This window comes from Streptomyces sp. NPDC034049 (assembly GCF_055575575.1).
This window is the reverse complement of sequence record NZ_JBVISJ010000016.1, coordinates 97,282-118,320: the sequence shown is the minus strand read 5'-3', so window position 1 is coordinate 118,320 and position 21,039 is coordinate 97,282. Positions and strand designations below refer to the sequence as shown.

Annotated in this window: 16 protein-coding genes; 5 read left to right on the top strand and 11 right to left on the bottom strand. The window is 73.1% G+C overall.

What is annotated here, in order from left to right; genetic code table 11:
• Positions 1 to 41: 41 nt before the first annotated feature.
• From ACZ52C_RS34685 to ACZ52C_RS34675, 3 genes are all read right to left on the bottom strand, one after another.
• The gene (locus tag ACZ52C_RS34685; RefSeq protein ID WP_469078514.1) at positions 42 to 1,400 is read right to left on the bottom strand and encodes an MFS transporter; all 1,359 of its coding nucleotides are present in this window, start codon (positions 1,398 to 1,400) and stop codon (positions 42 to 44) included.
• 107 nt (positions 1,401 to 1,507) lie between these two features.
• Entirely contained in the window at positions 1,508 to 3,724 is a 2,217-nt protein-coding gene (locus ACZ52C_RS34680; RefSeq protein ID WP_469078513.1) for a SpoIIE family protein phosphatase, read from the bottom strand.
• Positions 3,725 to 3,848: 124 nt separating this feature from the next.
• On the bottom strand, positions 3,849 to 5,066 hold the full coding sequence (locus ACZ52C_RS34675; RefSeq protein WP_469078512.1) for a PucR family transcriptional regulator: 1,218 nt from the start codon (positions 5,064 to 5,066) through the stop codon (positions 3,849 to 3,851).
• Between the two features lie 151 nt (positions 5,067 to 5,217).
• Between ACZ52C_RS34675 and ACZ52C_RS34670 the strand changes: the two genes are divergently transcribed.
• Entirely contained in the window at positions 5,218 to 6,705 is a 1,488-nt protein-coding gene (locus tag ACZ52C_RS34670; RefSeq protein ID WP_469078511.1) for a long-chain-fatty-acid--CoA ligase, read from the top strand.
• Between the two features lie 4 nt (positions 6,706 to 6,709).
• Here the strand turns inward: ACZ52C_RS34670 and ACZ52C_RS34665 are convergent, their stop codons facing one another.
• The 4 genes from ACZ52C_RS34665 to ACZ52C_RS34650 form a co-directional block, all read right to left on the bottom strand.
• Positions 6,710 to 7,051 (bottom strand): VOC family protein, encoded by a 342-nt coding sequence (locus ACZ52C_RS34665; protein WP_469078510.1) that lies wholly within the window; start codon positions 7,049 to 7,051, stop codon positions 6,710 to 6,712.
• A gap of 119 nt (positions 7,052 to 7,170) precedes the next feature.
• Positions 7,171 to 9,177, bottom strand: coding sequence for a GDSL-type esterase/lipase family protein (locus ACZ52C_RS34660; protein WP_469078509.1), 2,007 nt, complete (start codon positions 9,175 to 9,177; stop codon positions 7,171 to 7,173).
• A 136-nt stretch (positions 9,178 to 9,313) separates the two neighbouring features.
• Positions 9,314 to 9,790: an iron chaperone gene (locus ACZ52C_RS34655; protein WP_469078508.1), complete on the bottom strand. Its 477-nt coding sequence runs from the start codon at positions 9,788 to 9,790 to the stop codon at positions 9,314 to 9,316.
• Between the two features lie 40 nt (positions 9,791 to 9,830).
• A complete protein-coding gene (locus ACZ52C_RS34650; protein ID WP_469078507.1) occupies positions 9,831 to 10,352 on the bottom strand; it encodes a pyridoxamine 5'-phosphate oxidase family protein in 522 nt (173 codons plus the stop codon).
• A 182-nt stretch (positions 10,353 to 10,534) separates the two neighbouring features.
• Between ACZ52C_RS34650 and ACZ52C_RS34645 the strand changes: the two genes are divergently transcribed.
• Positions 10,535 to 13,945 carry an ATP-binding protein gene (locus ACZ52C_RS34645; RefSeq protein ID WP_469078506.1) on the top strand — a complete coding sequence of 1,137 codons (3,411 nt, stop codon included), beginning with the start codon at positions 10,535 to 10,537 and terminating at the stop codon, positions 13,943 to 13,945.
• Between the two features lie 76 nt (positions 13,946 to 14,021).
• Here ACZ52C_RS34645 and ACZ52C_RS34640 read toward each other — a convergent pair whose 3' ends face one another.
• The 4 genes from ACZ52C_RS34640 to ACZ52C_RS34625 all read right to left on the bottom strand — a co-directional run bounded on the left by ACZ52C_RS34640 (position 14,022) and on the right by ACZ52C_RS34625 (position 18,879).
• Positions 14,022 to 15,335 carry a DEAD/DEAH box helicase gene (locus ACZ52C_RS34640; RefSeq protein ID WP_469078578.1) on the bottom strand — a complete coding sequence of 438 codons (1,314 nt, stop codon included), beginning with the start codon at positions 15,333 to 15,335 and terminating at the stop codon, positions 14,022 to 14,024.
• A 214-nt stretch (positions 15,336 to 15,549) separates the two neighbouring features.
• Positions 15,550 to 16,470 (bottom strand): phosphatase domain-containing protein, encoded by a 921-nt coding sequence (locus ACZ52C_RS34635; RefSeq protein WP_469078505.1) that lies wholly within the window; start codon positions 16,468 to 16,470, stop codon positions 15,550 to 15,552.
• Positions 16,471 to 16,472: 2 nt separating this feature from the next.
• Positions 16,473 to 17,681 carry an RNA ligase gene (locus ACZ52C_RS34630; RefSeq protein ID WP_469078504.1) on the bottom strand — a complete coding sequence of 403 codons (1,209 nt, stop codon included), beginning with the start codon at positions 17,679 to 17,681 and terminating at the stop codon, positions 16,473 to 16,475.
• A gap of 79 nt (positions 17,682 to 17,760) precedes the next feature.
• Complete coding sequence (locus tag ACZ52C_RS34625; RefSeq protein WP_469078503.1) at positions 17,761 to 18,879, bottom strand: serine hydrolase domain-containing protein; 1,119 nt, start codon at positions 18,877 to 18,879, stop codon at positions 17,761 to 17,763.
• Positions 18,880 to 19,150: 271 nt separating this feature from the next.
• On the opposite strand from ACZ52C_RS34625, the gene ACZ52C_RS34620 reads away from it, so the two are divergent.
• From ACZ52C_RS34620 to ACZ52C_RS34610, 3 genes are all read left to right on the top strand, one after another.
• Positions 19,151 to 19,276, top strand: a complete 126-nt coding sequence (locus ACZ52C_RS34620) for a hypothetical protein (protein ID WP_469078502.1) — start codon at positions 19,151 to 19,153, stop codon at positions 19,274 to 19,276.
• 81 nt (positions 19,277 to 19,357) lie between these two features.
• Positions 19,358 to 20,089 carry a 2-phosphosulfolactate phosphatase gene (locus ACZ52C_RS34615; RefSeq protein ID WP_469078501.1) on the top strand — a complete coding sequence of 244 codons (732 nt, stop codon included), beginning with the start codon at positions 19,358 to 19,360 and terminating at the stop codon, positions 20,087 to 20,089.
• 165 nt (positions 20,090 to 20,254) lie between these two features.
• Positions 20,255 to 21,025 (top strand): carbonic anhydrase family protein, encoded by a 771-nt coding sequence (locus ACZ52C_RS34610; RefSeq protein ID WP_469078500.1) that lies wholly within the window; start codon positions 20,255 to 20,257, stop codon positions 21,023 to 21,025.
• Positions 21,026 to 21,039 lie beyond the last annotated feature (14 nt).

The following is a 21,039-nucleotide window of genomic DNA, read 5'->3' as shown; positions in this document are numbered from 1 at the left end:
AGGGGGCAACCGGGCGCGGTGCCGGCGCGCCGTCCGGGTCCCTACCGGGTCTCGCCCGTCGCCAACCGCCCCTTCGCCAGGGCGGATTCACCGGCGTCCGACCCCGACCCCGAGCCCGCGCTCCCGCCGTTCCTGCGGATCAGCGCCACCCCGAGCACCGCGAGGAGCGAGGCCGCCGACAGTGTGTACAGGCCCCCGTTCGTCGTGCCGGTGGTGTCCTTGAGGTAGCCGAAGAGTGTGGGCGAGACGAAACCGCCCAGGTTTCCGATGGAGTTGACGACCGCGAGCCCCGGCGCCGCGATCTTCAGGTCGAGTCCCGACTGCGCCATCGGCCAGAACAGGGTGGCCGCGCACTTGCCGCCCACCGCGGCGAGCGTGATGGCCGCAAGGCCGAACCAGGGCGAGCCCAGCGTGGCCAGGAAAGTGCCCGTCGCGGACAGCGTCAGGGCGACGGCGAGGTAGGGCCGGCGGTCGGGGGCACGGTCGGTGAACCAGCTCATCGAGTACATGGCGATCACCGCGCAGATCCAGGGGATCGCCGACAGCAGGCCGACCTGGAACGGCGACAGCCCGCCGATCTCCTCGACCAGACTCGGCAGCCAGAAGGTGATCGCGTACCCGGTGAGGGCCATCGCGAAGAACACCGTGGTCAGCAGCGCCACCTGAGGGTGGATCAGCAGCTTGAGCCGCGACACCCTCGGAGCCCGGCTGCGCGCCTCCTCGTCCCGCGCCACGGCAGAGCCCAGCGCGGCCTTCTCCTCCGCTGTCAGCCACGGGGCGTCCTGGATGCGGGAGACGAGGAAGAAACCGGCGACGAAACCGACGACGATCGACAGCAGTCCCTCGAGCGCGAACATCCAGCGCCAGCCGGCGAATCCGCCGACCCCGTGCAGTTCCAGCAGCGCGCCCGTGATCGGCCCGGTCACGATGTACGCGGTGGCCGATCCGCCCAGGAAGATCGCGCTCGCCCGGCCGCGGCTGGAATCCGGCAGCCACTGGGTGAAGTAGAGCAGCACACCGGGGAAGAACCCTGCCTCCGCGACACCGAGCAGGAAGCGCAGCCCGTAGAACATCCATACGTTGTGGATGAAGCACATCGCCACGATCACCAGACCCCAGGTGATCATGATGCGGGTCAGCCAGACCCGGGCGCCGAACCGCTCCAGAAGCATGTTGCTCGGCACCTCGAAGAGGGCGTACCCGATGAAGAACAGCCCCGCGCCGAGCCCGTACGCGGTGGCGCTCACCCCGACGTCGGCCCGCAACTCGTCCTGGACGAAGCCGACGTTGGTCCGGTCCATCTGGTTGATCAGCAGCATGAGGACGAGGATCGGCAGCATGCGGCGCAGGAATTTACCGACCGCACGCCGTTCGGCATCAGGTATGAGGACGTCTGACATCGTTGTCTCCCTCCAACCGTTCATGTACCTGAACAGCCGTCACGTACGCAGGAATGGCGGGAACCTTACGGAGGGCTCGCCTCCGGGTCAATGGGTTGATCCGTTGATCACGTATGTGAACTAGGCGGTGGGGTGGGGTGGATGAGGAGCAGCGCCATGTCGTCGCTGCGCGGCGCGGAGCGACGGGCGTGCTGGACCAGGGAGTCGGCCACGGCGTCCATGGCGCGCGGGCCCGACGGATCGGAGCGCGCGAGGACGCGGGCCAGATCGTCGACCGCGTCCTCGATGTCGATGCCGGGGGCCTCGACGAGCCCGTCCGTGTAGAGGGCCAGGACCGAACCGGGCGGCAGCGGGATCTCCGTGGACGCGTAGTCGGCGTCGGAGTCGATGCCGAGGAGGAGGCCCGCGGGCAGGAGAAGGGGCTCGGTGCGGCCTCCCGGGTGGCGCAGCAGCGGGGGCGGGTGGCCGGCCACGGCCAGGCAGGCGGTGTGCGCCGCCAGATCGAGACGGACGTAGAGGCAGCTGGTGAACAGGTCGGGGTCGAGGTCGGTCAGCAGCCGGTTGGTCCGGGTGAGCACCTCGTCGGGGGCCGCGCCGGCGGTCGCGTGGACGGCGGTGCGGACCTGCCCCATCAGGGCGGCGGCGTTGACGTTGTGCCCCTGCACGTCCCCGATGGCCGCGGCGGCCGTGGTCGGGCCCAGCTGGATGAGGTCGTAGAAGTCGCCCCCGACGTCCATGCCGCGGGTGGCCGGGAGGTAGCGCGCGGCCACGTCCAGCCCGGCGACCCGGGGCAGGGTGTGCGGGAGCAGCCCCGCCTGGAGGTTGTGGGCGAGCTGGTGCTTGGTGTCGTACAGCCGCGCCCGGTCCAGGGCCTGGGCGATCAGTCCGGCGGTGGAGGTGAGGACGGCACGCTCCTCCGGCGGGAACGGGTGGGGCTGTTCGTAGGCCAGGACGAGGGAGCCGACCGGACGCCCCGAGGTGATCAGCGGCAGGAAGGCCCAGGCGCCCATCGCGTCCTGGAGGACGGCCGGCGGATGGGCCCGCTTCAGCTCCTCGAACGTGGCGAAGAAGGCGGGGACGCCCGTGGTGAGGGTGTGCACGGCGGGGGTGTCCGAGGTGAGCGGGACGACGTCGAAGCGTTCCATCAACTCGGCGGTGTAGCCGCGGTAGCCGGTGATCCGCAGCCGGCCGTCCTCCGCTGTCATCAGGGCCAGCGCGGCCGCGCCGAACGCCGGCAGGACCTGGTCGGCGACCTGGTCGACCACGTCGCGCACGCCCACGGCCTCGGTGAGCGTCGCGGCCAGGTGCATCAGGTGGTACAGGTTCGTGGCCCGTCCCGTGGTGGGCGGCTCGGGCGGACCTGGCCCGGCGGGGGAGGAGACGGCGGCATGGGTGTGTGCCGAGTGGGTGGGCATGATGCGCACGCTGATGCCGGAGGCGTCCGGGACCAGGTGGAAGGACAGCCACCGGTCCGGTGGGCGAAGGGCGATGAACGACACCGTCTCGCGGCTGAGCATGGCCGCCCGGTAGCTGTCCTCGGCGGTCGGGTCGGCCAGCCAGCGCAGCGCCTCCCACGGCTTGGCGCCGAGCAGCTCGGGGATGTCGGCGCCGAGCAGCTCGGCGGCCTCGGTGCTGAGGAAGGTGATCCGCCCGTCCGCGTCCAGCGAACAGGAGCCGCCGGGGAGGCGCTCGGCGAAGTCGACCGCGGCCTGCGCCTCGGCCGGTCCCGCGAGCCTGCGCCGCAGCGGGGGCAGCATCAGCGGCTCGGCGGCGGGCCTGACCGGGTGACCGCTGTCCGCCGCCTTCCGCAGGAGCACGCCCAGCCGATGACAGGCGCCGGTGATCTCCTCCCGCTCCCGGGGGCTCGGCCGGGGCGGGTGCGAGGCCGGCCATTGCAGCACCAGACCTCCCCAGACGTCCGGGCCCGTGGTGATGGGGGCGGCGGCGAGGGTGAAGCGGTAGGGCACGATCAGCGCCATCCGTGGGTAGTGGCGCGCCAGCTCCTCCTGGCCGCTCACCCACACCAGCCGCCGCTCCCGTACGGCCTCGGACACCGGGGAGGGGGCCTTCAGCGCCACCCGCGCCCAGGGCATGGAGATCTCCCAGGGGACCCCGCCCAGCACGGCCAACTGCAGGACGGGCTCGTCCGGCAGCAGCAGATAGGCCGCCGTCACCGAGGTGCCGCTCTCCTTGGCGACCTCGATCAGCGCGGACTCCAGCAGCTCGGGCCCGACGGAGCCGCCACCAGACACGTCCTCACCCGCCCCGGACCACACCGACGGGGCGAGCGGAGATCCGCCGAACGCCACCCATATGCGGACCATACGCCCACGGTGCGGAGGCAGCATACGGATGGGGCGACCGGCGGGCGGGGCACTGAGCGATGTCTGAGTCACCGGCCCACCGCCCCACCGCCCCACCGACCCACCCCCCGGTCCCGCCCCGCGTTCAGCTCTCCTCGGTCGGTGGGTGGTCCATGTGGCCGGTGCCGGTGCCGGTGCCGGTGCCGGGGACGCGGGCGGCCAGGAGGGCCGTGCCGATGTGGGCCACCGCTCGGGGGTCGGAGAGGGAGCGGCCCGTGAGGTCCTCGATGCGGCGTAGCCGGTAGCGGACGGTGTTGGGGTGGACGAACAGGCTCCGGGCCGCGGCGGTGGCCGAGCCCGCCGCGGCGAACCAGTGCTCCAGGGTCCGCAGCAGACGCGCACGCTCCACGACAGGAAGGTCGAGCACGGGCCGGAGGACCACCCCCACCAGATGTGCCGCCTCGGCCGGCGCGGCGGCGACCACCATGGCCAGCGGGTCGTCGTCGAAGCGCGCCACGCCGGGGCCGTCGCCCCGCAGCCCGGCCAGCGCCAGCCGGGCGAACCGCAGCGCCTGAGGCGTGTAGCGCAGCGAGTCGAAGCTCGGGCTGACCCCCACCCGGGCCCGGGTCCGCCGCAGGACACCGAGACAGGCGCCCTCGGCCGCGGCCGTCGGAAGGGCGATCAGACCGATCTGCTGGTCGGGCAACAACCGCCAGGCAGAAGGGAGTTGCGCCTGACGCAGCCCGGCCTCCACCCCCGCCAGCGGCTCCTCCCCGGGAGCCCCGGCCGCCGCCGCGGCGACCGCGTACGGCCCCCGCTCGGGCAGCCCCAGCTCACGGGCGGCCTCCCACAGCGTCGTCCGGTCGGCGATCACACCCGTGAACAGCGCCTCCACCAGGGCCGACCGCCGGGCCTGCCCCCGCGAGGTCAACTCGGCCGCCGTCTCCCGGTACGCCGCCGCGACCGCCTCCGCGTACAGCCCGAAGAGTGCCCAGACCTCCGCGGACTTCGCCACCAACTGGTCGGCGGACACCTCCGGATGGGTACGCGCCTCCGCGACGATCTCCGTCCACAGCAGCTCGAAGCCGACCCGGTACGCGTGCAGGGTGTCCGCCAGCGGCACGCCCTGCTCGGCGCGGACCCGCCCCGTCTCCCGGGCCGGGCTCGGGTCCGCGGTGGCACCCGCGCGCAGATGGTTGAGGATCAGGTCCGCGTTGGCCGTGCACGAGCGGCGCAGCGAGTCGAAGGGGATCAGCGACTCGTCGTCGTAGGCGTCGACGTCCGACCGGATGCGCCCCGCGATCCGCTCGCCCAGTTCCGGCAGCCTGGAATGCAGCGCCGCGGCCACGCCCGAGATGTCCATCACCGCAGCTTAACGCCCCTGTTTTGTGCACCCGGACAACCGTGTGGGGCGTGCGCTGTCGTACGGCCCATAGGCCGCCGCCAGGTGCGGCAGCACGATGTCGTGCAGGTGAACAGCGGATTTCGACGGCGACTTTCGTGGAGGACGGGTCATGGCCAATCTGGCGGAGTACCTGGTGGAGACGGCACAGCGACAGCCGGGGCGTCCCGCGCTGCGTCTGGGGGACCGGGTGACCGGCTACGGTGAGCTGGACGAGCGCAGTGCCCGCGCCGCCGCGCTGCTGAGGGCCGAGGGCGTACGGCCGGGGGACCGGGTCGCCCTGATGCTGCCGAACGTGCCCGAGTTCGTCGTCCTGTACTACGGCGTGCTGCGTGCCGGAGGCGTCGTCGTCCCCATGAACCCGCTGCTGAAGACCCGGGAGACCGAGTACCACCTGACCGACTCCGGGGCGGTGCTGCTGTTCGAATGGCACCAGGCACCCGGCGAGGGCGCGCAGGGCGCCGCCGCCGCCGGTGTGCGGCACACGGCCGTCGAGCCCGCGGCCTTCGCGGAGGCGCTGGCCGGGCACGAGCCGCTGCCCGGCGTGGCGGAGACGGCGGACGACGACGTGGCCGTGCTGCTCTACACCTCCGGCACCACCGGCCGCCCCAAGGGCGCCACGCTCACCCACGGCGGACTGCGGCACAACACCGAGGTCAACACGGTCCACGTCCAGCGGATGACAGCGCGGGACGTGGTGGTCGGCTGTCTGCCGCTGTTCCACATCTTCGGCCAGATCTGCACCATGAGCGTGGCCGTGCGCGCCGGTGCCTCGCTCACCCTGATCCCCCGCTTCGAGCCGCAGGCCGTGCTGGACGCCATCGCCCGCGACGGGGCCACGGTCTTCGAGGGCGTTCCGACGATGTACGCGGCGCTGCTCCAGCACCCGGCGGGGGCGGACGTGTCGACGCTGCGGATGTGCGTCTCCGGCGGGGCCTCGCTGCCGGTGGAGGTCCTGCACGGCTTCGAACGACGCTTCGGCTGCGCGGTGCTGGAGGGCTTCGGCATGTCCGAGACCAGCCCGGTGGTCACGTTCAACCACCCCGACCGCCCCCGCAAGGCGGGCTCCATCGGCACCCCGATCCAGGACGTGGAGGTGCGTCTGCTCGACGACAAGGGCCAGGACGTCGCGCCCGGCGAGGTCGGCGAGCTCGCGGTGCGGGGGCCGAACGTGATGAAGGGGTACTGGAACCGGCCCGAGGAGACGGCGGCCGCGATCCCGGACGGCTGGCTGCGCAGCGGCGACCTCGCGCGCCAGGACGAGGACGGCTACCTCTACATCGTCGACCGCAAGAAGGACATGATCATCCGCGGCGGCTACAACGTCTACCCGCGCGAGATCGAGGAGGCCCTGCACGAGCACTCCGCCGTCGCCCTGGCCGCCGTGGTCGGGGTGCCGCACGCCCGCCTGGGCGAGGAGATCGCGGCGGCGGTCGTCCTGCGGCCCGGCGCCCACGCCACCCCCGACGAGCTGCGGGAGTTCGTCAAGGACCGGGTCGCCGCGTACAAGTACCCGCGGGAGGTGTGGCTCATGGACAGCCTGCCGACGGGCCCCAGCGGCAAGATCCTCAAGCGGGAGATCACCGCCCCGGCGGGATGACGGCTCAGAGCGGGCCGCCGCCCAGCCCGATCTCGTTGCCGTCCGGGTCGTGGTACGTGACCTTGCGTACGCCGTTGGCGTAGGTCTCGCGGCTGCTGGGCTCCAGACCCCGGCCGGTGATCCCGGCGATCCGGGCGTCGAGGTCGTCGACGAAGACGGTGTGCAGCGCGTGGCCGGCCCGTCCGGGCCGGTGCTCGATATAGACATAGCGGTGCTCCGCCAGCTCCCACACGGCCTCCGTGTCGTTCGGGAAGAACGTCGGCGGGGAGCCCAGCAGGCGCTCGTACCAGGAGAGCGCCGCTGCGTAGTCGTTCACCGGGATACCTGCGAAGAGGACGACGGCCATGCTGCCATCGTAGGGGCCACTGGCCGCCCCGGGGTGGACGTGATCCTGTCGCGGGCCCGCCGCTCGGTGGCCTGGACGGCGGCGCACCGAGCGGATCCCGTGCCCTCACACGGTGTGCGTCAGCCTCCGATCCGGGCGGCGATGACCGGGGCGAGGCGGTCGGCGACGGCGCGGTGCCCCCGGTCGTTGGGGTGGACGGAGTCCGTGAGGTCGCCGGAGCCCAGCCAGCCCGTGGTGTCGACGAACGACACCCGGGAGTCGCCGCCCGCGATCGCCCCCTGCACGGCAGCCTCGGTCTGCGGGACGAACCGTCCCCGGAAGGTTTCCAACGCGAAGATCCAGGCCCCGGGGTGCGCGGCGCGGACCTTGCGCAGCAGACTGGCGTAGGCGGTCTGGAACTGCGCCGAACTCACGCCGTGGCCCACGTCGTTGGTGCCCAGGTTGATGACGACGGCGTCCGCCCGGTAGCGCCCGAAGTCCCAGTCGGGCGTCGCCGCGTTGGGGTTGAGCTTGCCGTACTGCCGCTCCAGCCCCACGCACCCGTCCGCCGCGGCCACCAGACAGGCACCGCCCTGGGCGATCTGGGTGTGCTCGGTGCCCAGCCGTTCCCCGATCAGCCAGCCGTACGCGGTACGGGCGTTCTGCGACGTCGTCGTGCCCACGGTGATCGAGTCGCCGACGAACTCGACCGTCCGGGTCGGCGCCGACGGGGCGAAGGTCGTCGCGCCGCTGTCCAGGACGAGCCCCTGGAAGACGGCGTCACCGCGGTAGGAGCCCGCCACCACCTGGTAGTTGACCTGGAGGGTGTGGCGCCCCGCCGGCAGCGCGGCCGGTGTCAGATTCACCGTCCCCTTCACGTCGTCGTAGAACTTCACGGGCCCGTCGTCGATCCGCGCCCAGAAGTCGATCGTGCCCCGCTGCTTCAGCTGGACGGTCCGCCCGGTGAAGCCGACGCGGTAGTAGGCACCCGCCCAGTAGGGCGTGTACGCGGTGGCCGAACCCGTGGTGTCCCAGCGTCCGACGAACTTGATGTTCGGGTCGCCGGGCTGGCCGGGCGCGGCGGCCCGGGCGGTGGCGGACGCGGTCGCGGTCGCCGTCCCGTTCAGCGCGCCGCTGACGATCGGCGCCAGCCGGTCCGCGAACTTGGTGTGCCCCGCCTCGTTGGGATGGCCGTTGCCGTCCTCGTAGTCGGCGCCGTCGGTGAGCCAGCCCGTGGTGTCGACATAGCGCACCCTGCTGTCCCCGGCGTTGCCGCGCGCGGCGACGGCCGCCCTGGTCTCGGTGACGTACCGCTTCTTCAGGGTCTGCACGGCGAACAGGAACGCGTCCGGGTACTTGGCCCGGACGTCCCGCAGCAGGGCGGTGTACGCCGCCTGGAACTCGGCGCCGGTCACCCCGTGGCCGATGTCGTTGGTGCCCAGGTTGATGACGACCGCGTTCGCCCGGTAGCGGGAGAAGTCCCAGTCCGCGCCACCCGTGCTGCCGACCTTGAAGAACTGTCCGCTCAGACCCGTGCAGCCGGACCGGGCGACGAGGCAGTACCCGGCACGCGCGATCCGTGTGTGCCGCATGCCCAGCCGCTCGCCCGTCTTCCACGCGTACGAGTCCAGCGCCAGCCGGTCGGTGAGCGCCCCGGCGGTGATGGAGTCCCCGACGAACTCGATCAGTCCCGGTGACGCGCCCGTCGCGACCGTACGGGCGCCGGGGTCCAGGACCAGGCCCTGGAAGACCGTGTCGCCGGACCGGTAGGCGATCCGCAGGGAGTGCGTGCCCGGCGCCAGGGGGCGCGGCGTGAGGTTCACCGTGCCGCGCACGCCGGCGTGGAAGACGTCCGGGCCGCCGTCGACGCTGACGTAGAAGTTGACCGCGTCTCTGGCACGCACCTTCACCGTGGTGCCGGTGAAGGACGTCTGCACGTACGCGCCGGTCCAGTTGGCGACGGCCGTCGTACCGGAACCGGTGTCCCAGCGGCCGACGTACACGATGTTCGGGTCGGAGACCGAGCCGTCACCCGGCGCGGCCTGCGCCCGGGTGACGCCGGCCAGCGACAGCAGACAGGCGAGGAGTACCGCTGTGAGGACGGCGGCCACGCCGCCTCTGCCGGACCTGTGGGGGAAGGTCAGCATGGGGATCCTTTCTCACCGGTTGGGAGCGCTCCCATGAGCAGCCTCCCCACGGAACCAGTGAGCGGGACCGGGGTCAAGGTGCCTTGCTGTGAAGGAAGTCGGCCTCTTTGTGTGTGCGGGGGGAGCCCCTCTCCTCTCAGCCCGCCGCCCTCCGGACGAGTTCGCCGATCCGTGCCTCCGTCTCGGCCGTCAGCTCCGTCAGGGCGTACGTGGTCGGCCACAGGGTGCCTTCGTCGAGCTGCGCCTGGTCGCTGAAGCCGAGGGTGGCGTACCTGGTCCGGAACTTCTGCGCGCTCTGGAAGAAGCAGACGACCTTGCCGTTCCTGGCGTACGCGGGCATGCCGTACCAGAGCTTGGGCGAGAGGTCGGGTGCGGCGGTGGCGACGATCCGGTGCACCCGCTCGGCGAGAACGCGGTCCGCGTCCTCCATCGCGGCGATCTTCGCGCGCACATCGCTCTCCCCGTCCGCCTTGGTGGCACGCGCCCCGCGGCGGGCGGACGTCTTCAGATCCCGCGCGTGCTCCCGCATCGCTTCGCGCTCCTCGGCCGAGAACCCGTCGAACTTCTTCTCAGCCGTAGCGGAGCTCCGGGGGGTCTTCCGTGTGTTCGTCATGGCAGTCTTCCTTCCTCGCACAGCACAGTGATGATGTTCGTCAGTCGAACCAGCGGCCCTCGCGCATCAGTTGACGCCCCGTCAGCTCATTCGCCTCACGCCAGGCCTGCACCCGGGTCGGGGTGACCAGGAACCAGTGGTAGGACGTCGCCGAGACCCGGGGGTCGAAACCGGTGCGCGCGGCGAAGCGGTCCGCCCGCTCCGCCGGCAACGCGTCGATCGGGAGCGTCTCCACCTCGCCCTCGATCATGGACACGTCGCGGGTGGGGCCCAGCCCGAGCCGGGTGGTGCCGGTCGCGGCCAGGTTCCTGCCCGTCGGACTGTCGCCCGGCGTCGCCAGCAACAACGTCTCGCCGTCCCAGTCGAAGGACAGCGGAACCAGATACGGCACACCGTCCACCGAGGCGCTGGCCACCCAGACATCGGCGTCGTGGGTGAGCCGGTGCTCCGTGTCCCGGCGACGCACCGCGCGGGGGCGGGGGCCGGCGGGCGGGGCGGCGGACAGGTCGGCAAGCTGGTCGGCAGGCCGGTGGGCCGGCTGGGTGGCGGACGAACCGGGCATGGTCACTCCTGAATCGCTCGGGCTCACGGGGGACGGGGCCGCACCCCGTCCGGTGTGTCCGCCGGGTGCGATCGCCGTGGTCACAGCCTCCCCCGAGGGGGCCACGGGCCGCCTCCGTGGTGAGCACGGAATCCACCACTGACAAGCCACGGAGAGACCACCGAGCAGCGGATAATGACCCGGTGTCCAGTCCAGTGGTCTCGGCTCGGGAAGCCGAAGTGCTCGCGCTGCTCGGGGAGCACCTCAGCAACGCGGAGATCTCCGCGCGCCTGTTCATCTCCGTGCGCACGGTCGAGTCCCATGTCTCCGCCCTGCTGCGCAAGCTCGACGAACCGGACCGGCGGGCGCTCTCCCGGCGCGCGGCCGACCTCGCCCGCGCCGACCGGCGCAGCCCGGCACCGGCCCTCCCCGCACCGCTGACCGCGTTCATCGGCCGGGTGCGTGAACGCGCCGAACTGGCCGAGGCGGTGAAGACCCGTCGGCAGGTGACGGCGGTCGGTCCCGGCGGGGTGGGCAAGACCCGGCTCGCCCTGGCGGTGGCGGCGGACGCGGCCGGTGACTTCGCCGACGGGGTGTGGTTCGTCGACCTGGCCCCGGTCACCGACCCGGCGCGGGTGGGCGCGGCGGTCGCGGCGGCCGTCGGAGCGGGCGAACAGCCCGGGCGCGACGTCGAGGAGTCGGTGCTGGCCGCACTGGCGGACCGCGAGGCGCTGCTGGTCCTGGACAACTGCGAGCAGATACGCGACGGCGTCGTGCCCTTCCTGGAGCGACTGCTGATCGCCTGCCCTGGGCTACGGGTGCTCGCGACGAGCCGGGCCCGGATGATGGTTCCGTTCGAATGGGTCTTCCCGGTGCCGCCGCTGTCCTCGGACGGCGGCGCCGACTCGGAGGCCGTGACGCTCTTCCTGGAACGGGCGGCGGCGGTCGGCCGGCCACCGGAACCGGCCCTGCGCGACCGGATCGCGGACATCTGTGAACGCCTCGACGGCATGGCCCTCGCGATCGAACTGGCGGCGGCGCGCTGGCCCACGCTCGGGCTGGACGGTCTCACGGCGGGCCTCTCCGACCAGCTGCGGATCCTCGCGGGCGGGCCGCGTGCGGACGACCGGCACCGGTCGGTGCGGGCCGCGCTCGACTGGAGCCATGATCTGCTGGAGCCGGCGGACCGGGCGCTGTTGCGGCGGATCTCGGTGTTCGTGATGCCGTTCAGCGCGGAGGCGGCCGGAGCCGTCGCCGGGTTCGCGCCGCTCCATCCGGCAGCGGTCGCCGACGGGCTCGGACGGCTCGCGGAACAGAGCCTGCTCGCCGCGACACCGACCGAGACCGGCACGCGTTACCAGGCGCTGGAGACCATCCGCCAGTACGGGGCGGAGCGGCTCGCCGACGCCGACGAGCTGACGGCTGTGCGGTCGCGCCACGCCGCCTGGTGCCTGACCGGTGCGACCGCTCTCGCCGAAGCCGAGGGCCCGGACTTCCGCGCAGGCTTCGACGCCGTCGCCGACGACCTCCGAGCGGCCCTGGCCTGGGCCGCCACCCACCCGCCCCACCGCACGACCGCCCACCGCCTCGCCGTCGCCCTGGCGGGCCTGGCCTTCACCCGCAACCTGCTCGGCGAGAGCCAAGAACGCTACGAACAGGCGGCGGCGCTTGCCGATGACATGGCCGGGGAAACAGACACGAGGGCTGGGGTCGGGGCTGAGGCTGGGGCTGGGGTCGGGGCTGAGGCTGGGACCGGCGCGGCTGACGCTGCCGGGCTGGCTGACGGCACCGACCAGGCCGTGCGTGCGCTCGGCGCGGCAGAGATCGCCGGGACCGCGGGCGTCACCGGCGAGACTGTCCACGGCGGCGGCACGAACCGCGCGGTTGCGGACGTGGCCGGTGCGATGGGGCGCGCGGCTGGTGTGGGTACGGCCGGTGCGGTAGGTGAGGCGGCTGGTCGGGCTCGTGGTGCGGACGGTGCCGCCGCCGCTGCCGAGGCTCTGCGGGAGGCCGCTGGGGTGGCCGGCTGCCGGCGGCTCGGCGATGACATGTACCGTCTGCACCGCGCGGCCGCCGAGGCCGCCTTGCGCGCAGGCGACCACACCGGCGCGGCTCGCGATCTGGCGGCCGCCGCCACCGTCGCGTACCGCTTCTCCAGCGAGTTCGCGCACCTGCCCACTCCGGCCGAAGCGACCGCGCTCCTGACAGCGGCCCACCAACTGTCCGGCGCCACGCATCCGCCGCCCGGTGCCACCGGTGTGCTCTCGGGTGGCGTGGAGTTGCCGCCCGCCGCCGCGGATTCGCCCGCCCGAGCCGCAGGTCTGCCGCCCGCTGCTGCTGACCGGCCGTCCAGTGGCGAGGAGTTGCCGTCCGGCGTCACGGATCCACCGCCCGGTGCCACCGGCTCGTTGCCTGTTGTCGGCCCGACCTCCTTCGCCCCCGACCTGCCGTCCATGGCCACTGACCCAACACCCCACCCGCAGGTCTCCCCAACACCCCACCCGTCGGCCTCCTCACCCCCCACCCCCTCGCCCGAGCCGGCAGTTGCCGCCGACGTCTCCCTCGTCGCCGCTCTCGCGCTCGCCGAAGCCGCAGTGGTGATGGATGCCTTCGGGGCCGTGCAGGGGGACGTCGACAACAGTGCGCGGGAGACGGTCGGTTGTGCCGAGCGGGCGGTCCGGCTGGCTCGGGCGGCGGGGGACCCGGTGGCCGAGTCCGCCGCTCTGGACGCGCTGTCCGGCGCCCGGACCTGGGCCGGTGACTCGTTCGGCGCGGCGGCGGCCGCCCGGCGCCGGATCGCGATCCTCACCCCGCTGCCGCCAGCACCCGCCGCCACGCAGGAGTTGATGGACGCCCTCGCCATGGCGGCCGGCACCGCCCTCGGCGTGGGCGAGCTGGCGCAGGCCCGCCGGTGGGGCAGGCAGCTCGCCGACCACCCCCTGTTCGCCGAGGTGGAACACCACGCCACGTCCTGGCTCATGGTCGCGGACGCGTTCGCGGGCAACGGCAAGCACGTACTCACCGCCAGTGAGGGCTTCCTCGACGCATGGCGCCGGAGCGGCCGGCAGCGGTCGTACTCCCTCGGCCCCGCCGCCGCGGGCGTCGCGATGATCCACGGTCTGCGCGGCGACCACGCGGCGCGGGAGAGCTGGCTGGCGGTCGTCACGGAGGCCGGTACCGCGGCGGAGCACCACCACGGCTACGGCGCGGTCTTCGACGCCATGGTGCTCCTCCAGCACGGCGAGCCGGACGCGGCCCTGGCCCGGGTCGCACCGGAGCCGGACGAGGTGTGGAAGTGGGTCTCCTGGATCTGGCACCACTGGTACGTCGGCCTGCGCGCCGAGGCCTCCGTCCTCGCCGGTCACCCCCAGGCCCCGGCGCGCGTCGCCACCGCCCGGCACCTCGTCGCCGGCAACCCGGTCGCCACCGCCCAACTGGACCGCGCGCAGGCGCTCCTGGACGGCGACCTGCCCGGCCTGCTCGCGGCCGCCACGGCATTCGACGCAGCCGGCTGCCCCTACCAGTCGGCCCGCACCCACCTCCTCGCCGGAGGAGAGCACACCGCCACGGGCACGGCGTCCCTCACTGCCCTCGGCCTCGCCCCCGGCTCCTGAGCGTCGCCGCGCACCCGGGTGAGCCGGCCGCCCCGGCGCGGTCCGCTCACCGCGGCGCACCGGTGGCGCGCAGGCGTCAGCGGCCCTTGCGTACCCGGGCGGCCGCGCGGGCCTCCGCCGTCTTGCGGGCCTCGGCGGTCTTGCGGGACTCCTTCGCAGGGCGGCCCGGCCGGGTGCCGAGGCCCCGGAAGGGCGCGTTGCCGCTGTTGGACTTCGTCCCGGCCGGGGGCCGCTTCGCCCCGGTGATGGCGGTCAACTGCGCCTCGCCGGACCGCACTTGGGTGACCGTCGGCCGGATCTTGGCCTCCGACATCATCCGGTTGACGTCGCGCCGCTGGTTGGGTGTGACCAGGGTGACGACCTTCCCGGACTCCCCGGCCCGAGCCGTGCGCCCGCCGCGGTGCAGATAGTCCTTGGCGTCGGCGGGCGGGTCGACGTTGACGACGAGGTCGAGCGCGTCGATGTGGATGCCCCGGGCCGCGACGTTGGTGGCCACCAGCACGGTGACCGCGCCGTCCTTGAACTGCCCGAGCGTGTGCGTGCGTTGGGGCTGCGACTTGCCGCTGTGCAGGGCGGCGGCCCGTACGCCGCTGGCGCGCAGATGGCGGGTGAACTGGTCCACCCCGGCCTTGGTGTCGAGGAACATCAGCACCCGGCCGTCCCGCGCGGCGATCTCGGTCGCGGTCGCGTACTTGTCGGCGGGGTGGATGTTCAGCAGATGGTGCTCCATCGTGGTGACCGAGCCCGCGACCCGGTCGACGGAGGTGAGCAACGGATCGTTCAGGTGGCCGCGCACCAGCTGGTCGACATCGCGGTCCAGGGTGGCGGAGAACAGCAGCCGCTGCCCGTCGGGGCGGACCTGGTCCAGGATCTCCGAGACCTGCGGCAGGAACCCCAGGTCGCACATCTGGTCCGCCTCGTCCAGCACCGTGATCCGTACCTGGTCCAGGTGGCAGTCCCGTCGCGACACCAGATCGGCCAGCCGCCCAGGAGTCGCGACGACCACCTCGGCGCCGGCCCGCAACGCCGCCTGCTGCTTGTTGATCGACAGCCCGCCGACCACCGTCGTCAGCCGTACCCCCAGGGTCCGCGCGTACGGCGTGAGCGCGTCGTCCACCTGCTGCGCGAGCTCCCGGGTCGGCACCAGGACCAGTGCCAGGGGCCGCTTGGACTCCGCGCGCCGCCCGGCCGTCCGGACCAGGAGCGCGAGCCCGAACGCCAGCGTCTTGCCCGAGCCGGTCCGCGCCCGGCCGAGGACGTCCCGTCCGGCGAGCGCGTTCGGCAGCGTCGCCGCCTGGATCGGGAACGGCTCCCGCACCCCCAGCTCGGTCATGGTCCGCAGCAGCTCCGGCGGCAGCCCGAGCGCGTCGAAGGACTCCGCGGGCGGCAGCTCCCGGGACGCCTCCTCCGGTGCCGAGGAGTCACTCTGGGGCTCGGTGGCGGACGACGGCTGTGCGTTCAATGGGGAACCTTTCCTGGTGTGTCGCCCGGAACGCGCCGGGGCCCGTACCCCTCGGTACGGGCCCCGGCGGTGTCGAAGCGTGCCCCCATTTTACCAGCGGACCCCGGCGGGCCGACCTGCCCGCCGGTCCTCGCCCCGGCGGCTAGAAGTTGCCGTAGTTCACCTGCCAGGTCGGCAGTCCCATCCGGCGCCACACCGCGACGACCCGGTCCCGGTCGTCGAGGGAGACCCGTACGGCGAAGCGGTGCCGCACATGCCGGTCGAACAGCTCCGCCTTCACCACGTCGTCGCGACGGTGGTCGCCGGCCGCCCGCATCCACAGCTCGTCGTACGGCACCTCGTGCGCGCGCAGCCACGCCTCCGTCCGGCTCCGGTGCTCCTCACCGCGCCCGGAGAGCAGCACGACGACATCGCCGTCGGCGCTGCGGAAGGAGCGCAGCGCACCGCGCACCGACACGTTGAGCAGATCCTCCTCGCAGCGCGTGAAGTCGTACGCGCCCCGGTCGCCGCGTATGGCGAGCGTGCCGTCGATGTCACACATGACCGCCGAGGGAAGCGCCGGGTCGGCGGTGTACGGCTCGACGGCGGGCTCGTCGTTCAGCCACTCCGCCGTGAGCCGCCAGCCACCCCTGCGGGACTTCTCGTGCTTGTCGGCGAGGATCCGGATGATCTCCTCGCCGACCGGCCGCTCCCGCGCGGCGTCGCGCCGCAGGCACTCCTCCACCGGTACGTCGGTGAAGTCGTGCACGACGAACGTGGCCAGCCCCGCCACGGCCGCCTTCAGCCGCTTCGGGATGTGCGGGGTCATGTGGGTGTTGTCCACGACGACGTCGAACCCGCCGTCGACGGCCGCCCGTACCGCCGCGTCCTGGATCGCCAGCACGGTCTGCTCGTGCGCGTACGACCGGCGCTCGGCCCCCTCGGGCAGGGGGATGTCGAGCATCTGCCGCAGATCGTCGAGGTTGACACGGCGCATCCGGCCCCCGGACTCCGCCTGCAGCCCGCGCGCGGCCGTCGTCTTCCCCGAGGCGGGCAGCCCCGTCATGACGTGTACCACGGGCACGGTCAGTTCTCCTCGTCGTTCTTGAAGGGGTCGGACGCCTCCGGCCGGGTGGAACGGTACGTCACGAGCACGGTCGAACGCCCGTCCAGGCGCAGGAACATGGCGGGGCGCACGGCCGCGTCGGGCAGTTCGCGCACCGCGCGGGCGAACGCGCCCCGGTCGCCCGCGAGATGGGCGAGCGAGCGGAACGCCTCGTCGATCGCCCGCTCCCGGTCCTCGACCTGTTTGTCGATGCCCGCGACGACCCCGCGCACCCAGGCGTCGAACTCGTCGGGCACCTGCTCCAGGAGCGCGTCCAGGGGCCGGCCGCCGGACGCGACGACGTCCTCGGCCGAGCAGTTCAGCGCCTGCGCCAGCTGCTTGGCGGGCAGCCCCGCGAACCGCTGGATGCCATGACCGCGCCAGATGTCCCGCTCGGTCACACCGGTCAGCACCTTGTGCAGCCGCACGTACTCGGCGAACTTCGCCTTGGCCCGTACCCCCGAGGCGAAGCGCAGCACGAAGCCCTCCGCGTCGGTGCCCGTGGCCGCCCGGCCGCCGGGCAGCCGGTTGCCCTCCGTCATCGCCAGCAGCTCGGCGAGCGGCACGGCGGGCCGGACGGTGACGACCGAGCCGATGCCCCGCCATCCCACGGCGGCCTCCGCCAGGGCGACCTCCGTGCCGTCCTGGGCGAACGCGGCCAGCAGCACCACGTCCCGGCGGTCGCCGTAGTCGACGACGATCCGGTTCTCCGGGTAGAGGATCTCGGCCAGGTAGGTCACCCCGGGCACGAGACCGGACGTGTCCTTCGCGTCGAGCAGCCGCTGCGCCCAGGTGGCCTGAACGCTCACGAACGACCCCTTGGACGCGACCCGCCACCGGCCCGCGTAGTGGAACACCACCGCCAGACTGCCGTCGACCTTGTCGTACACCTCGAACGGCTCGTCCGGGAGGCGCGGGGCGTAGGGCTGACCGGACTCGTGCTCACCGACGTTGAAGAACTTCGGCAGCGGCAGCGCGACGATCTCCCCGGTGGTGTCGTCGGCCACCAGACCCCGGCAGCGCGTCGTCACACGGTTCCACACCCGCTCGTACTGGCACGTCCTCGTGTACGTGTAGATGGACAGCGGCAGTTCCGGGTGCGACTTACGCGTGACGTGGCCCGCTTCGAGCGCCGCCGAAAGCTCCTCGGACGGCAGCAGCTCATGAAGAGTCAGGTGTGCCTGGCTCATGTGTTCCTCCCCTGGATGGCCCCTGATTGTCACGTGCCAAGAGGCTCCGGGCCCACCGAATTTAGAGCAGCGCCGCAGCTCACGCTTCCGGCGTCACCGCCCGCGACACCCGCGCCAGCAGCGTCTCGACCTCCGCGCCCCAGCGTGAGGCGATCACCAGATCACGCGCCGGGTCGACCCACAGCAGGTGGTTGCCGCCGTTGCCCCGGGCGCAGCGTCCGGTGGCGGGCGCCGAGGGCCAGACCGTGCGGTCGTCGTTCAGCCACCAGGACAGGCCGTAGTTCGGCTTGACCCGGCAGGGCGTCCACGACTCCTCGATCCACCGCCGCGAGACGACCCGCCGCTCGCCCCACACCCCGCCCCGCAGACAGAGGTGACCGAGGCGGGCCAGATCGAGGGCGCTGATCCACAGGCCGCCGCCCCAGTGCGCGCCGCCGGACACCACGGGCACCCGTACGCCGTCGATGTCGGCCTCGGAGGTGCCGTAGCCGTGCCACGACCACCCGTCGGACGCGCCGATCGGTGTCATGACGCGGTCGCGCAGGAGGTCGGGAAGGAAGCGGCCGGTCAGGGCCGTGAGGGCGAGCGCGGTGAGGTTGACCCGCACGTCGTTGTAGGCCCAGCCCGCGCCGGGCGGACCGCCCGCCGACTCCGTGCCCTCACGTGTGCTCTGGGCGTCGACGCGCGTCGGCTTGCCCCACAGCTCGCCCTCCCACTGGCTGGTCTGGTCGAGCAGATGGCGCCAGGTGATGGCGCGCCCGTGGGAGTCGGCGAACTGGGGCAGGGCGACGGAGTCGGCGACGGGCTCGTCCAGCCGCAACAGGCCGTCGTCGAAGGCGACGCCCGCCACCAGCGACAGCACGCTCTTCGTCGCGCTGTACGCCATCTCCGTGCGCGTCGGATCGCCCCACGAGGCGATGACCTCGCCCCGCCGCACCACGACACCACTGGCACCACCGCCGTCGAGCAGCGGCCCCACCACCTCCCGATGGGACACGTCCGCCACCTGGGCCGCGAGATACGACGCCATGTCGTCCACCCCGGCCACCGCGCGCCCGGCCTGCTCGCGCACGGCCCGCGTCAGTTCCTCCCGGTCCACCCCCTGCCACGGATCGCCGAGCCAGTCGCCCCCACTCTCCAGCGCGCCCCCGGTCACCGGCGCGCCCTCCACCGACTCCGAACCCTCCGACGCTCGCACGTCTCCCCCTTCTGTTCCCGTTCGCGTTCGCGTTCGCGTTCTCGTTCCGGCCCCGGACCCGCTCCCGTGACGGAAGGGAGTCCGCCGACGACACCGGTCCCTGTGACGGTGTGGGACGAGACCGGGGGCACAGGCGTCCCCGCCGTCTTCGCGCACAACATCTTCACCTGGGGCAGCGACGAGACGTACGGCTTCGCCGCCCAGCGGCCGTCGGCCCGCCGCCACCGTCTGCTCCTGGTGGACCGCCGGGGCCGACGGCGGCCTCGTCGCCATGCCGGCCGCCGGGCGCCGCCCCGACCTCGTGCGCTCCCTGACCCTGATCCAGCCCTCCGCGTTCGCCGGGCACCCGGTGGTCGGCGCCATGATCAACGCCGCGTCACGGGCGCTGTGGGGCTGAGGCGGGGGAGGGGCCGACTGCCGCTGTGGCGTGTGCCACTCCCCGGGCACCTCGTGGCCCGCGTACGTGATCATGATCCGGATGAACCCTCGTTTTGTCGGCATCCCCGAGGTGCGCGAAGCCCCGTCCGTCGCCGTCGTCATCGACGTCATGCGTGCCTACACCGTGGCCGCCTGGGCCTTCGCCCAGGGCGCGGAGAAGATCGTCCTCGCGGAGTCGCTGGACGACGCGCTGGCGCTCAAGACCGCTCACCCGGACTGGGTGGCGCTCAAGGACGGTCCGCCCGCGCCCGGGTTCGACGCCGTCAACTCGCCGGGGCTGATGCGGTCCATGGATCTCGGCGGACGGACCGTCGTCCAGAAGACCACGGCGGGGACGGTCGGCGCGCTCGCCGTGAAGGACGCTTCCCTGGTGCTGTGCGCCGCCTTCGTGGTGGCGGAGGCCACGGCGTCGGTCCTGCGGACGCGCGGGAGCGACAGCGTGACGTTCGTGGTCACCGGTGAGGACGGGCGGGCCGACGAGGATCTCGCCTGCGCCCAGTACATCGCCCGGAGAGCGGCCGAGACCGAGGCCGAGACCGGGGCCGGGTCCGGCTCCGGGACGGACTCCGACGACTACCTCCGCCGTGCCGCCGGGTCGCGAGCCGCGGCCGAACTGGCGGAGGGCGTGCGTCAGGGAGTCCACCCCGACGACGTGGCGCTCTGTCTGGAACTCGACCGGTTCCCCTTCGCCATGGTCGCGACGCGGGAAGGCCCGCTCATGGTCCTGCGCCCGTGCGCCGTGCCCTCGCCGACCGAGGACACCCTCGTCTGACGCGGAAAGGGACGCGCACGTGGTTGTGGACGTGGACGCGTGTGGCGTCAAGGCCGTGGCGCCCGTTCATCAGTCCGGGCGAGCCCGTGCGTTTCGGCGCGGTGGCAGGGGGAGGGATGCGGTGCGTCCGACCCCGACCCCCGCCCCAGCCGAAGGTGTTCGCCCATGTCCCTGCCCGCGCCCGCGCCCGCGACGGTGACCGTCGGCCGTTCGCACGGGAAGCAGAGCCCTGTCGACATCCGACCGCACGACGTCCACCCCTCCGCGCTGCCGCCCCTGCGGTTCACCCACCCGACCGCGCTCGACCTGGAACTGCACTTCGACGACCCCGGGAACCATCGGCGACCCGAGCCCAGCCCCGCCCAGGGCGGCCGGCCCGACTGCGTACGGGACGACGAGGGCACCGTGAAGGCCACCCCGCCACCCGGCGAGGAGTGTCTGACACGGGTGGGCTCCGACCGCTACGAACTGGTCGACGTGCACTGGCACACGCCGTCCGAACACACTGTCTCGGGCGTGGCGTTCCCGATGGAACAGCACATGAAGTACCGGCGGGTGACCGAGGACGCCGACGCGTCCGGAGCGGGGGAGGACAGCGGGTTCGCGGTCGTCGGCGCCTTCGTGCACCCGGGCCGGGCCAACGACTCCCTCGACCGCCTGCTCACCTCGGCCCGCCGCTCGGCGGAACCCTGGGAGGTCCCCGGCGTCGAGCTCGACGCCCTGCTGCCGTCCTGTACCGAGTCGTATCGCTACCTCGGCTCCACCACCGTCTGCCCCTACACCTCCGGAGTGCGCTGGATCCTGCTCACCCACCCCGTCCAGGCCTCCGCCACCGCGCTGGCCCACTACCGGACGGTCTTCCCCCAGGGCAACGCCCGCGCCGTACAGCCGCTCGGTGACCGGCGCGTCGTCGGCGACCGCCACCGGTGGTGGTGACGGCGCGGCAGGCC